The 13,339-nt window shown below is 35.0% G+C and carries 12 protein-coding genes and 1 tRNA gene; 1 reads left to right on the forward strand and 12 read right to left on the reverse strand.

Translation table 11 applies throughout. The features are described 5' to 3' along the window. Positions 1-24: 24 nt before the first annotated feature. The 5 genes from DI487_RS12975 to DI487_RS12995 all read right to left on the reverse strand — a co-directional run bounded on the left by DI487_RS12975 (position 25) and on the right by DI487_RS12995 (position 4,899). Positions 25-1,092: an efflux RND transporter periplasmic adaptor subunit gene (locus DI487_RS12975; protein WP_109570017.1), complete on the reverse strand. Its 1,068-nt coding sequence runs from the start codon at positions 1,090-1,092 to the stop codon at positions 25-27. Between the two features lie 4 nt (positions 1,093-1,096). Next, entirely contained in the window at positions 1,097-2,437 is a 1,341-nt protein-coding gene (locus tag DI487_RS12980) for a TolC family protein (RefSeq protein ID WP_109570018.1), read from the reverse strand. Between the two features lie 3 nt (positions 2,438-2,440). Continuing rightward, on the reverse strand, positions 2,441-3,037 hold the full coding sequence (locus tag DI487_RS12985) for a TetR/AcrR family transcriptional regulator (protein WP_109570019.1): 597 nt from the start codon (positions 3,035-3,037) through the stop codon (positions 2,441-2,443). Between the two features lie 266 nt (positions 3,038-3,303). Further along, positions 3,304-4,542 (reverse strand): site-specific integrase, encoded by a 1,239-nt coding sequence (locus DI487_RS12990; protein WP_109570020.1) that lies wholly within the window; start codon positions 4,540-4,542, stop codon positions 3,304-3,306. Between the two features lie 273 nt (positions 4,543-4,815). Further along, positions 4,816-4,899, reverse strand: a tRNA-Ser gene (locus tag DI487_RS12995). Between the two features lie 213 nt (positions 4,900-5,112). On the opposite strand from DI487_RS12995, the gene DI487_RS13000 reads away from it, so the two are divergent. Next, a complete protein-coding gene (locus tag DI487_RS13000) occupies positions 5,113-5,865 on the forward strand; it encodes a sulfite exporter TauE/SafE family protein (RefSeq protein ID WP_109570021.1) in 753 nt (250 codons plus the stop codon). 5 nt (positions 5,866-5,870) lie between these two features. Here DI487_RS13000 and ribB read toward each other — a convergent pair whose 3' ends face one another. The 7 genes from ribB to DI487_RS13035 all read right to left on the reverse strand — a co-directional run bounded on the left by ribB (position 5,871) and on the right by DI487_RS13035 (position 13,324). Next, positions 5,871-7,007, reverse strand: a complete 1,137-nt coding sequence (gene ribB, locus DI487_RS13005) for a 3,4-dihydroxy-2-butanone-4-phosphate synthase (protein ID WP_109570022.1) — start codon at positions 7,005-7,007, stop codon at positions 5,871-5,873. A 2-nt stretch (positions 7,008-7,009) separates the two neighbouring features. Beyond that, on the reverse strand, positions 7,010-8,482 hold the full coding sequence (locus DI487_RS13010; RefSeq protein WP_109570023.1) for an LptF/LptG family permease: 1,473 nt from the start codon (positions 8,480-8,482) through the stop codon (positions 7,010-7,012). Between the two features lie 9 nt (positions 8,483-8,491). After that, positions 8,492-9,139 carry a LolA family protein gene (locus DI487_RS13015; RefSeq protein ID WP_245896397.1) on the reverse strand — a complete coding sequence of 216 codons (648 nt, stop codon included), beginning with the start codon at positions 9,137-9,139 and terminating at the stop codon, positions 8,492-8,494. Position 9,140: 1 nt separating this feature from the next. Then, on the reverse strand, positions 9,141-11,654 hold the full coding sequence (locus tag DI487_RS13020; protein ID WP_109570025.1) for a DNA translocase FtsK: 2,514 nt from the start codon (positions 11,652-11,654) through the stop codon (positions 9,141-9,143). Positions 11,655-11,689: 35 nt separating this feature from the next. Next, positions 11,690-12,064, reverse strand: a complete 375-nt coding sequence (locus DI487_RS13025) for a diacylglycerol kinase family protein (RefSeq protein WP_109570026.1) — start codon at positions 12,062-12,064, stop codon at positions 11,690-11,692. A 1-nt stretch (position 12,065) separates the two neighbouring features. Then, positions 12,066-12,563 carry a thiol peroxidase gene (gene tpx / locus DI487_RS13030; protein ID WP_109570027.1) on the reverse strand — a complete coding sequence of 166 codons (498 nt, stop codon included), beginning with the start codon at positions 12,561-12,563 and terminating at the stop codon, positions 12,066-12,068. Between the two features lie 116 nt (positions 12,564-12,679). Next, on the reverse strand, positions 12,680-13,324 hold the full coding sequence (locus DI487_RS13035; RefSeq protein ID WP_109570028.1) for an alpha/beta hydrolase: 645 nt from the start codon (positions 13,322-13,324) through the stop codon (positions 12,680-12,682). Positions 13,325-13,339: the final 15 nt, after the last annotated feature.

Below are 13,339 nucleotides of genomic sequence, written 5' to 3' on the forward strand. Positions count from 1 at the left end.
TCGGTTTTAAGTAAGCGTCTTTAATTATTTTACAATAGAAACTTTAGTGCTATCACTTAAGTTAATTTGACCGCTAGTTACTACTACGTCTCCATTGTTTAAGCCACTCAGAATTTCAACTTTGTCGCCAAACACTCTTCCTGCCACAACTTTTTTCATTACTGCGATGTCTTTTTCCACCACATACACTTGGTTGCTACTTACACTTCCTACAAAAGCACTTCTTGGAATTGTCATTAATTCAGGCTGTTTTCCTTCTGGCGCACCAAAAACTACAGAACCATACATTCCTGCTTTGATTTCATTATTAGGATTGTTTGTTATAGCCACTTCAATAGGGAAGTTTAAAGATGTGTCAGCTTTTGGAGCAATAAAAGTTACTTTTCCAGTGTATTCTTTATCAGGAAAAACACTTGCTTTTACTTTTACAACTGAACCAATTTTTAATTGTGCTACTTGACGCTCACTTACATTTACTTTCAGTTTTAACGAGTTTGTATTCACAATTTCGAACATTTTTGTTGGAGGCATTGCGCTTAAAATAGTTCCAACTTCAATGAATTTTTTATTGATAATTCCTCCGAAAGGCGCTTTTACTCTTGTATCACCCACATTAATATTAGCTTGAGTCAATCTAGATTTAGCGTTAATCATGTTGATTCTAGCTTGGTCTAATTGTTGTTTTGTAACACCTCCAGTTTTGTAAGCACTTTCGAATCGATTGAAATCGTTAAGAGCATTTTGATAATTAGCATTAGCTGTTTCTGCTTCAATATTTACAACATCACCTCTAATAATAGCAATAGTTTGTCCTTTTGCTACTCTATCACCTTCTTTTACTAAAATCGAAATTACTTTTCCTGAACGCTCTGCTGCCATTTCCAATTCTTGATCAGGAGAGAAGTTTCCGTTAGCAACAAAGTTATCTTCAACTGGGTTTGTTGCTACTGTAGCTACACGAACCGCAACACTACTATTTTCTTGAGCTACAATTGCAGTGTCGGCTTCATTTTGTTTTTTATTATTTATAAGAGTTACAACAGCAGCTCCTGCTAATCCTACACCTAAAACGATATAAATTATTTTTTTCATTTGATTATTGGTTTAATAAGTTTTTTAGTTCTCCTTTTGATTTTATGAATTGAATTTCTGCTAATTTGTATTCTAAAATAGCACTAGTATAATTGTTTTGTGCTTCAACTAATGCGTTTTCAGCATCTAATAAATCGGTTAATGCAGCTAATCCTTGTGTGTAATTGTTGTTGGTATTATCAAAAACTTCTTGAGCAAGTTGCGCGTTTTCTTTTTGATTGTTGATGGTAATCAAACTGTTTTCAAGTTGTTTTTTTGCATTGTCAAATGCTAAATCCAAAGCTAATTTTGTGTCATCAAGATCTACTTTTATCGAACTTAATGCATTGTTTGCTTGTCTTACTTTTGCTCTTGTTCCAAATCCTGTAAATAATGGAACTCTTAAACTTAATCCTATAGAAGAAAAGTCTGACCAATAAACGCCATCAGCTGGTTTTGCAAATAATGGCATTTCTGGACCTTGACCAATATAGTTGTAATTTCCAGTTAATGAAAGTGTTGGATAATATGCCGCTTGAACCGCCTTTTTTTGGTACGTTAATAATTGTTCTTGTTTTTTAAGTAACAAATATTCGGTTCTTCCAGTAACATCAGCTGTTGATGATAAGTCTTGTGGTGTAACTTCAAAAGCGGTGTTAGGAATGATGATTTTGTTTTCCATCGGCATTCCCATATAAAATTTCAACGCATTTTCTTGAAGCAAAATCACATTTAAAATTTGCTGACGTAATGAATTGATATTGTTTACACGAACCGTAATTCTATCGTAATCAATTTTTTTAGCTAAACCATTTTCAAATTGCCCTTTGATGATGTCTTTTACTTTGTTTGTGTTTTTCAAATTGTTATCAACTACAATAAGTTTTTGTTGTTGCACATATACTTGATAATAGGCATTTGCAACACGTTCGATAACTTGTTCTTCTGTTAATTGAGCGTTTATTTGGTAAAATTCTCTTGTAGATTTAGCTGCTTTTAAACCTGTAAAAACCGATTGGTCAAATAATGCTTGATTTAAAGAAACACCAGCCACAGAATTCCATTTTTGTCCAAGTGGTGCTAGAATTGTTGTTCCTGGAGCTCCAAAGAAATCGCCTGGTAAAGCGTTTAGTTGAAGAATAGGATTGTATGTCATGCTTCCATTAGCCGAAATTTGCGGTAAAGCTCTCGAACGAACTTCTTGAATTTTATACTCGCTATTTTCTACTTCTAGTTTTGCTTTCTTAGCTTCTGCTTTGTTTTCAAGCGCAAAAGTTATAGCATCTTTTAATGTTAGTGGTGCCACTTCTTGAGCACTTACTGACAGTGTAAAAGTTAATAAGGTTATAAGGATTGTATTCTTCATTGTTTATATAATTGGGTTTTTAAGGTGTTTTTCTAATTCGATAATTCCAGCTAATGTTGCTAGTGCTCTAATATGATATTCAAGAGCTTTTTGTCCCAGTATATGTGAGTCTTTTTCTAATAATGAGTTTTCGTTAATATCAAAAATTAAAATTTGATAAAATTTCACATATTCATCAATATCAACTTCTGCTCTGTATAATCCTTCCTTGATTCCTTTAATGATGTTTTTTCGGAAACAATTTGATAAAATATCAATTTGTACAATGTTTACTTTTTCATAGATATCAGGATAATGTTTTTTAAGCTGATAAAGTGGTGATGTATCCGCACCTTTAAACATCTCTCTGAACATTCTTTTCATTTCAAAGTTATCTTCTATAGCATTTAAATTTTGTGCTTCAATTTTAGCTATGATTTCTTGCACTTCTCCATGTGCTAACTCTATACTACAATCAATCAAAATATCTTTATTGCTAAAATATTTATAGATAGTTTTTTTAGATATTCCAATTTCACTTGCAATATCATCCATTGTCACACTTTTGAAGCCTAACTTCAAAAACATCGTTTTTGCTTTACTTATAATTTGTTCTTTCATATAAATTATTTTTTTGCAAATATAGTAAGGAAACTTATAAACCAAAATAGTTTCCAAGTTTTTTTAAAAAAATTAACATTGAAAGATTTAAAAATGAAAGATTTAATTAAGTATCAAGGTTTATTTTAAAGTAAAGTATAAGCTATACTTTGATAAATCATTTAGAATTTGAAAACAGATTGGCTAATAGGTAATTTAAAATTATAATATGCTTATTAAAATTTCAAATACTGTAAATATTATAAAAAGAAAATGATCATAATACTCTAAGAAGTTTTAGTTAAGGTGATTTGTAACGATAATTTATCTCTCAATATCTTCATATCTTCACCAACCTTTCTATCTAAAACTTTTGCATAATGTTGTGTAGTTCTTAAATTTTTGTGTCCAAGCATTTTGCTAACGCTTTCAATAGGAACTCCATTAGTAAGTGTTACAGTCGTTGCAAAAGTATGCCGAGCAATGTGAAAGGTTAATTCTTTTTCAATTTCACAAATTCCAGCTATTTCTTTTAAATAAGCGTTCATTTTTTGGTTCGATAGGATAGGTAGTAATTTATCTTCATTGATACATTGCGGATGATTTTCGTATTTATCGATTATCATTTGTGTAACCGGAAGGATTGGAATTTTAGAAGCACTTTCGGTTTTTTGTCTATGAGTGAATATCCATTGCTCTCCATCAATACCAAAGCTGATATGCGACTTTGTTAAGTTTTTGACATCTATGTAAGCTAAACCAGTAAAGCAGCTAAAAAGGAAGATATCGCGAACTAAGGATAGTCTTTCTGTTTTAAATTCTTTTTCAATTATAGCTTGAACTTCTTCTTCGGATAAATAAACTCGTTCCACTTCTTTTACTTTTGATTTATAGTTAGCAAATGGGTTTTTATCGAGCCAATCATTAGCCAAACATATCTTGATAATCTTATTGAAGTTCTTGATGTATTTAACCGCCGTGTTATTAGCACAGTTTCTAACACTTCTTAGCCAAAACTCGTAATCGGAGATAAAAGCATGATCAATCTTTGTAATATCGATATCTGAAATATTGTATTTCCATTGCATAAATTCAATGGTATGCTTGAGTGATGTCGTATAACGCTCTAATGTACCCGAAGCATATTCTTTACCAACTAATTCTTTTATTTTGTTGTTGTGGTCTTGGAAGATAGGAACGAGCATTCTTTGACGTTCTTCAGTACCAAGTAACTTATTTTTGAAATTTTCTATAGATAGGGTCTCGTTTCGATGAAGCAGTTCCATTTGTGCATCTAATACTTTTGATTTCATTAAATCAAGGTAACTATTGATTGAACGAGCTTCATCTGTTGTACCTTTCATTTTAGCTAATTCGCTTGACCATTTTGATTTTTCTACAAACTTTTTGGTACTGAATTCAAGTCGCTTCCCGTCAACTGTTAGTCTTACATAAATTGGAAGTAGTCCATTTGCATTGGCTTTTGTGCTTTTGGCATAAAAGTGAAGTGTGATTTTTGTTTTCATTGTGGTGACCAATTAATTATTACTCAATTTAAATTCCTAATTGAAATCAAACAAGATGTTTACTGACTGAACAAGCTATTGAACCAGTCGTTGAACCCAATGTTTGTAGGTGTTGAGGTAATTTAGCGAGACCCTAATTTTTGAATTTTCTAGGGTCTCGATTTTATCTCGATTTAAATAAGATTGAATGAATAATTTGGAATGTCTGCAAAAGAAAAAACCCTGTAAATCATAAGATTTACAGGGTTTTGCTACCGTTTAGGATTTTTTCAGCGGAGAAAGAGGGATTCGAACCCCGGACCTGTTACAGTCAACAGTTTTCAAGACTGCCGCATTCGACCACTCTGCCATTTCTCCAGTAAGTCGCTATCATTTCGTGATTGCGAGTGCAAATATAGGAAGCTTTTTTTAGTTTCAAAATGTTTTTCGATAAAAAAACTAACTTTTTTTTAATCTTTTTTTTAAATGTTTGATAATCAGTTTTTACGATTTTTAAATAAAAAAACAAATTAGTAAAACGGAGTATTCTAATCGGTATTTCTGTACCTTTGTAGCTCTTCGTAACAGATTATGCATTTCGAATTTTCTTACCTGATCTTAATTCCCATTGGTTTTCTTGCCGGCTTTTTGAATACAATTGCCGGAGGAGGGACTTTATTGACACTACCGGCATTAATTTTTTTAGGACTTCCGGCTTCTGTTGCAAACGGAACGAACAGAATCGCTATTCTAGCGCAAACTACTGCCGCTGTAAGAGGATTTAAAAGTAAAGGAGTTTCAATGTATCCTTTTAGTTTGTATCTCGGTATTTCTGCTTTTTTGGGTGCATTTATCGGGGCTAAACTGGCTTCTGACATCAGTGGAGTCGTATTCAATAAAATTTTAGCCGTGGTGATGATCATGGTTTTATTGACCACAATCTTCAATCCGGTTAAATACAATAAGGATTATGTGGCTAAAGTGACAGGAAAGCCGCTATGGGTAACAACGGTCATTTTCTTCTTTTTAGGGATCTACGGCGGCTTTATTAATGCCGGTATAGGTTTTTTAATGCTGGTGATCTTACCTTACATTAACGGGTTAACTCTTTTACAGGCCAATGTTACGAAAGTTTTTGTGGTGGCTTTGTATACAGTAAGTGCAGTTATTGTTTTTGCGCTGGAGCATAAAATAAATTATGGTATAGCCGGAATTTTAGCGATAGGAAATACTTCCGGAGCATGGGTGGGGAGTCGTTGGTCCGTAAAAAAAGACGATAGAGTTATCAAAATTTTCTTAGTGATAACTGTATCGTCTTTAGCTATAAAACTTTGGTTCTTTTAACCTTTTTAGTAATTTACATATTCTGTGATTTCTAATCCGTAACCGATCATTCCCACTCGTTTCTGGTGTTCTTCGGTGTTACTTAGAAAACGAAGTTTGGAAATGTCTAAGTCGTGAAGGATCTGAGCGCCGATCCCGAAATCTTTAGCATCCATTTTAACCTGAGGAGCTTTCATTATTCCTTTTTCCTGTAATTCTTTTAGTTCTGCTAAACGCGGAAGAAGATTACCGGATTGTAATTCCTGATTGATAAAGATAATAGCTCCTTTTCCCTCAGCATTGATCTTATTGAACATATCGTCCAGTTTCTTATCGGCATCGTTTGTCAATGTGCCTAAGATGTCGTTATTGACCTGTGTGGAATTGATACGCGTCAGAACTTCTTCACCTTTGGTCCAGTTGCCTTTTGTTAAAGCAAGGTGTACCTGTTTGTTAGTGGTTTGAAGATAGGCTCTTAAGCGGAATGTTCCGAAGCGGGTTTCGATTTCAAAGTCTTCTTTCTTCTGGATTAAACTATCGTGTTGCATGCGGTAAGCAACAAGAGCTTCAATAGAAACTAATTTAAGATCAAATTTTTTAGCTACTTCTACTAATTGAGGCAAGCGAGCCATAGTTCCGTCTTCATTTAAAATTTCGACCAAGATACCGGCTGGTTTCAGACCGGCCAATCGGGCAAAATCAACAGCGGCTTCAGTATGTCCGGTTCGTCTTAAAACCCCACCTTGTTTGGCGATCAAAGGGAAAATATGTCCGGGACGACCCAAATCTTCAGATTTTGTATCTTCTTCAATTAATGATTTTATGGTTTTGGCTCTGTCATGAACTGAAATCCCTGTTGTACAGCCATTACCGATCAAATCAACAGAAACGGTAAATGCTGTTTGGTGCAATACGGTATTGTTGGTAACCATCGGGTGTAAATCCAGTTCTTTACAACGACTTTCTGTAAGTGGAGCACAAATTAATCCACGTCCATGAGTGGCCATAAAGTTGATCATTTCAGGAGAGACCATTTCTGCTGCTGCAATAAAATCTCCTTCATTTTCACGGTCTTCATCATCTACTACAATAATGACTTTTCCTTGGCGAATATCTTCGATCGCTTCTTCAATAGTGTTGAGTTGTATGTTGTGTGACATCATGTTTAGTTGTTATTTTCTTTATTTTTATTGTTGTTGAATAATCGTTTAAAAGGCTTCGTTAACCAATCAAAATTAATGCTTCCCATAAGCCCGATATCGTTGGTCGCCCTGTAAGTTAATACGATGGCAAGAGGGGTTAACAAGATAGAAGCCATCCACACTCCTAAAAAGGTAGGAATAGAGTCTTCCTGAGCTAATTTTCTTCCGAAAGTATTAGTGAAGTGAAAAGCAATAAAGATCACTATGGCAAATACTATAGGTAACCCGATTCCTCCCTTTCTGATAATAGCCCCCAAAGGAGCTCCGATAAAGAACATTAGCAGACAAGAATAGGCGATCATGAATTTTTCATGGATCACGATCCAATGGCTGTTAATCTGTTTCTTTTTGTTTTCCAGATCGGTTTTGCTGTTATGAATGCTGAATTCTGTACTGGTAACATTGTTCTTTGCAGCTTCCAGAATTCGTTTTTGATCTTTTTCGTCGTAGAGGCTTAATAGATCCTCTATTTTTTTTGTTTTATCTACTATAGTGGTGTCTTTGTTTGCAGGCAACAGATTCAGTTTTTTAGTGAAGATCACTTCCTGACGTTGCGCCATATTGTCTGCCATTGAGATAATGTCTTTGTCATAGTTGCGTTGCAAAGAATCTACGGTGTAGCTTAACTCTCTCAGGTTTAACATCTTTTCCGATGTAACGTCGTCGTCATTATTGTCAGCAGTGTTTAGTTTTGTGAGGTCAATATTGATGGTATATTTTTTAAAACTACTTTTTGCAAAGGGGTATTTTTTTCGGTCTTTGTATTCTTTCGGAATAATGTTCTCATAATAGTCACCGTTAAAAAGCTGTAATTGTAAATAATTAGACCCTTCCTGACTTTGTAGGAGTCCGCTTTTAGCTTTAATTACAGTATTGGCACCCAATCCGTGTTTAGTGTTTTTAACGTGCATGATAACGTCTTCCAATACTTCACCGTTGTTACCTGATTTTTTTTCAACTTTAATATTAATGTTACCGATGCTGTTGAATTGCCCTTCACCGATAGCCATAGCAGGACTTTGCTGAACGATGTCTTTTCGCAGGTTGATAAAGCGGTATTGAGCTTCCGGTATAACATTGTTGGCAAAAACAAAGGAAACCAGGCTCAGTATAAAGATACTGACCGTTAACATACGCATAGAACGCTGTAGTGAGATACCGGATGATTTCATGGCGGCAAACTCATAGTTCTCGGCAAAACTACCGAAGGTCATGATTGAAGCCAGTAAAACAGATAGCGGAAGAACTAAAGGAACGATCGTAGGCGCATAGAAGGATAAGAACTTTAAAACAGTAAAGGTATCCAGGTCTTTACCGGCTAATTCAGAGATGAATAGCCAGATTCCTTGTAATACGAATATAAAAAACAAGATTACAAACACAGAAGCGAATGTAATCATGAAGGATTTGATAATATATTTGTCTAATATTTTCACCGAAAAAAATTAATCCAATCTGTTAATATAGTAATTAGGGTATTTCGATTCGGTAAAGGTAAAATGATTTTTTGACAAAGGTTGATTTGTTTTAAAAGAATTAACAGTTAAGGTTGTTCGGGTACCGTTTTTACCGATTTCGATCAGGTTGTAAATATTTTTAGTCTGAATATCGATCCCGATTAAGATCTCTTTACGTTGATCTTTTGAACTGATCGGTGTTAATTTCACATATTGGATTTTTCTTCCTTTGATATCCTGTAAAATATCCCATGCATATTTGTATCCCGAATTGAAGAAAGTCAGCATTTTGTTAGGAGTGATCGCATCTTTGTCTGTTTCGTCATATTTAGAGATTGTGATCTCTTCATCTTCAGGAACAATGGTGTACACTTTTTTGCCATCAAAAATCTTGGTTACTCCCATAAAGTTTAAGGTGTATAGATTTCCTTTTAAAACTACATTCCCTTTGCTTTCCTGATTGATATTCTCTTTAGGATTGCTTAAAGCGTATTTGAAATCAATAGTAATGTTTTCGTATGTTTTGATTTTAGCAGAAACTTCATCCAATAAGGCTTTAGCCTTTTGTGCGTTTTGCGCTTGTAAAGTTGTAATACTCAATAAAAAAAGTAATGCTACTTTTAAAAATTTAGTCATTTTAATTATGGTTTTGTTCATTGTTTAAAAATTCGTCTAAGGCTACTAAATCCGGAACCAGTACAGAACGGGCTTTACTACCTTCAAAAGGTCCTACAATTCCAGCCGCTTCTAACTGATCGATGATTCTTCCGGCTCTGTTATAGCCTAATTTTAATTTTCTCTGGATCAAAGAAGCACTTCCTTGTTGTGCTGTTACAATCACTTCGGCTGCTTCTCTGAATAAAGAGTCACGTTCGGAAATATCTATATCAAGACTTGTGCCACTTTCTTCTCCAACGTATTCCGGCAGAAGATAAGCATCAGGATAAGCTTTTTGATTACCGATAAAATCACATATTTTTTCAACTTCAGGAGTGTCTACAAAAGCACATTGTACCCTTGTAAGGTCATTTCCCTGAGTATATAATAAATCTCCGCGACCGATCAATTGATCTGCACCCTGATTGTCTAAGATTGTTCTGGAATCTATCTTTGAAGTTACCCGGAAAGCAATACGAGCCGGGAAATTAGCTTTAATGATACCTGTTATCACATTAACGGAAGGTCTTTGTGTAGCAATGATTAAGTGAATACCGATGGCTCTGGCTAATTGTGCCAAACGGGCAATAGGGGTTTCCACTTCTTTTCCTGCCGTCATGATCAGATCAGCAAACTCATCAACAACGAGTACAATATAAGGTAGAAAACGGTGTCCGTTTTCAGGATTCAATTTGCGTAATTTGAATTTTTCATTGTATTCTTTAATGTTACGAACCATAGCATCTTTTAAGAGATTGTAACGGTTGTCCATTTCAATACACAATGAATTTAAAGTGTTAATTACTTTGGTGTTATCGGTAATAATAGCTTCTTCCGTATCCGGTAGTTTTGCCAAGTAGTGTCGTTCAATTTTATTAAAAAGTGTTAGTTCCACTTTTTTAGGATCGACCAAAACAAATTTAACCTCTGCCGGATGTTTTTTGTACAATAAAGAGGTTAGAATAGCATTTAAACCTACTGATTTACCCTGACCTGTTGCTCCTGCCATCAGTAAGTGCGGCATTTTAGCCAGATCAACGACAAAGGTTTCATTGGAAATGTTTTTTCCTAAAGCAATCGGTAATTCCATTTCGGCTTGCTGGAATTTCGGTGAAGCAATAACCGATTTCATGGCAACCATTGTCGGTTTGTTGTTCGGAACTTCAATACCGATAGTTCCTTTACCCGGAATAGGAGCAATGATACGGATTCCTAATGCGGATAATGATAAAGCAATATCGTCTTCCAGATTCTTAATTTTTGAGATACGGATTCCGGCTTCCGGCACAATCTCATAAAGCGTTACTGTAGGTCCTACTGTAGCTTTGATCTGAGAGATTCCGATATTGTAGTTACGTAGCGTTTCAACGATTCGGTTTTTGTTTTCTTCCAGCTCGTTTTGATCTATAGTAATTCCTCCTGTTGAATACTCTTTCAGCAGATCGATAGGAGGCAGCTGGTAGTTCGAAAGTTCTAAAGTAGGATCAAATTCTCCGAAATCTTGAACTAATTTAGCCGCTAAATTTTCGGTAACAGATTCTTCTTCTTCGTATTTTTCAATAACAAAGTCGCTTTCAGTAGTGTTCTCTTCTTCTTTTGAAGACTCCGGTGTTTGTATATTCAACGATTGACTATTGTTCTCTGTATTAGGTTTTGCATTCAGACTTAATTCAGAAGCATTAGATATAGTTGGTTTTAATTCTTCCTTATTGATCTCAAAAGAAGAAGTCGGTTTTAGTTCAATTTTAGAAAGTTCTTCTTCGTCTTCACGGAGTACAAAATCGTCTTCATTTTTACCGTTTTCTACAGGAATGGAAGTGTCTTCAACGGAGTATTCATTCTCAAAGGTAGAAGTTGGACTTGCCTCTGAAGCTGCAAGTTCAGCCTCTTCCTGTAATACTTTAGCCGGTTTTTCAAAAAAGTTCTTTACATTTTCAACGGAGATTTTGATTCGGAAAACGAGAAAGATCACCACGCCAAATACAAGGCTTAATAATGTACCCACCTTACCGATGTAATCCTGAATGAATAAATTCATCTCAAAACCAACCACTCCGGAAAGTTGGGGAAGGAGATCCCAAAAGAAACCGAAAAGTATTGATAATACAATTATCAGGTAGAGATCCCAAAAAAATATCTTCTTAAGTTTAGTAACGGAAAGGTCTAAAATAAGGTATACGCCTGTTAAAGATAACATTCGGACAAAAATGAATGAAGCAACCCCGAAACCTTTGTACAGGAAAAAATCGGATAGAAAGGCACCGAATTTTCCTAACCAGTTATTGACTTTAACCGCTCTGTTCAGGACATCATTAACCTGACTTTGATCGTAGTTTCCGGTAACAAAATAAGAAACGAAAGATAGCAGTAATGCTACAGCCAATAAAATGAGCAACACACCTATAGCAAATTTTTGCTGCTTAGTAGGTTGCCAAGATATTTTTTCTTTTAGAGGTACGGAGTTTTTTTTGTTTTGCTTTTCTTTTTTTGCCATTTTAGACTTAACTCTATTTTACAAAAATAGAGAATTTATGCTAAATACGGAATATAAATTATAGCAGCAACAGCAATTGCAGTTAAAGCAGCAAAGAACACTGCCCCGGCAGCAATATCTTTTATAAAACCGATACGTTCATGAAATTCAGGATGTACAAAATCAGCGATTTTTTCAACAGCGGTATTTAAACCTTCAATTCCCAGAACTAAACCGATTGCTAAAGTTTGGATCAGCCATTCTGATTTACTGATCCCGAAATAAAAACCGGCAAGAGTAACTAATAGGGCTACGGAAGATTGTACCATTACACTATGTTCAGTAGTTATTAGTTTGAATGCACCTTTTACGGCAAAGGTGATGCTCTTAAGTCTTCCGGTGAAGAACGTTTCGTCTTTTTTAAATTCCATATTATAATACTGCTAAGGCTGATTCATAATCCGGTTCATTGGCAATTTCAACAACTTGTTCGGTATATTTTACGATGCCGTTTTCATCAACTACAATAATTGCCCGGGAATTTAATCCGGCTAAAGGACCGTCAATCATTTCCAAGCCGTTTGTTTTGCCGAAAGAACCGTCTTTAAAATCCGAAAGAGTTATCACGTTATCTAAGCCTTCGGCACCACAAAAACGTTTTTGAGCAAAAGGTAAATCTCGTGAAATGCACAATACTTTTGTGTTAGAAAGGTTTCCGGCTTTGGTATTAAATTGTCTTACAGATGTAGCACAGGTTCCTGTATCGATACTCGGAAAGATATTCAGAACCAGTTTACTTCCGTTAAAATCTGAAAGAGAAGTAGTGGATAAATCATTCTTGACTAAGGAGAAATCGGCTAATTTAGAACCTACTTCAGGTAAAGTACCGTTAGTAGTTATGGGATTTCCTTTTAGTGTAATTGTTGCCATCTGTAAAAATATTAGTGGGCAAAATTACTAAATTAAGAAATATTTGTTTCCTTAAGATTAAATTAATTTTTCTGGATTCTCTTTTTCAGAATTTAGAGCAATCGCTTATTTGTATTCTATTTTGTTGTTTCGAGCCAGTTTTTGAAATCGTAGAAATTCTGAGGAGCTACTCCGTGTCCTACAGGATATTCCTTGTAGGTTACAGCTAGTCCCAATTTTTCCAGAAAAGGTTTGGCTTTTCTGCCCCAGACAACAGGGATTACCTGGTCAACTGTTCCGTGAGAAATAAAAAATTGTAAATGTTTGTTATTAAAAGTCGTGTAGTTATCAGATAATATGTTTTCGTTCATATAACCGCTCAAGGCAACTACCCGGGCGATCTTTTCGGGATAGGACAGGGCAGTAGCATAGCTTAAAATGGCACCTTGACTGAAGCCGATAAGTGTTATGCTTTGAGTATCTAAAGGGTATTCATTTACAATTTGGTCGATGAATTCGGCAATCAGGTCTTTGGATTGACGCGCTTGTTCGTCATCGGAGAATTTATTTTCATCGGCATCAAAATGTATGGCATACCACGCATGACCGAATGGTTGTAGATCGTAAGGCGCTCTTACAGAAAAGATATAGTAATCCTCCGGTAATTCACCGGCAAAGGAGAACAGGTCTTCTTCATTGCTGCCATAGCCGTGTAATAAAATTAATGCCGGGTTTTTATCTTTCTTTTCTTTAGGTTCGCGTAGTAGATAGTGTAGATTCATTAATTATGACTTTTA

Source organism: Flavobacterium sediminis, assembly GCF_003148385.1.
In the GTDB taxonomy this organism is placed as follows: Bacteria; Bacteroidota; Bacteroidia; order Flavobacteriales; family Flavobacteriaceae; genus Flavobacterium; species Flavobacterium sediminis.

Coding starts and splice junctions, on each gene's coding strand:
- ribB (WP_109570022.1), bottom strand. CDS start 7,007: ATGATGTCACACAACATACAACTCAACACTATTGAAGAAGCGATCGAA.
- DI487_RS13035 (WP_109570028.1), bottom strand. CDS start 13,324: ATGAATCTACACTATCTACTACGCGAACCTAAAGAAAAGAAAGATAAA.
- DI487_RS12985 (WP_109570019.1), bottom strand. CDS start 3,037: ATGAAAGAACAAATTATAAGTAAAGCAAAAACGATGTTTTTGAAGTTA.
- DI487_RS13025 (WP_109570026.1), bottom strand. CDS start 12,064: ATGGAATTTAAAAAAGACGAAACGTTCTTCACCGGAAGACTTAAGAGC.
- DI487_RS13000 (WP_109570021.1), top strand. CDS start 5,113: ATGCATTTCGAATTTTCTTACCTGATCTTAATTCCCATTGGTTTTCTT.
- DI487_RS12975 (WP_109570017.1), bottom strand. CDS start 1,092: ATGAAAAAAATAATTTATATCGTTTTAGGTGTAGGATTAGCAGGAGCT.
- DI487_RS12990 (WP_109570020.1), bottom strand. CDS start 4,542: ATGAAAACAAAAATCACACTTCACTTTTATGCCAAAAGCACAAAAGCC.
- DI487_RS13020 (WP_109570025.1), bottom strand. CDS start 11,654: ATGGCAAAAAAAGAAAAGCAAAACAAAAAAAACTCCGTACCTCTAAAA.
- DI487_RS12980 (WP_109570018.1), bottom strand. CDS start 2,437: ATGAAGAATACAATCCTTATAACCTTATTAACTTTTACACTGTCAGTA.
- tpx (WP_109570027.1), bottom strand. CDS start 12,563: ATGGCAACAATTACACTAAAAGGAAATCCCATAACTACTAACGGTACT.
- DI487_RS13015 (WP_245896397.1), bottom strand. CDS start 9,139: ATGACTAAATTTTTAAAAGTAGCATTACTTTTTTTATTGAGTATTACA.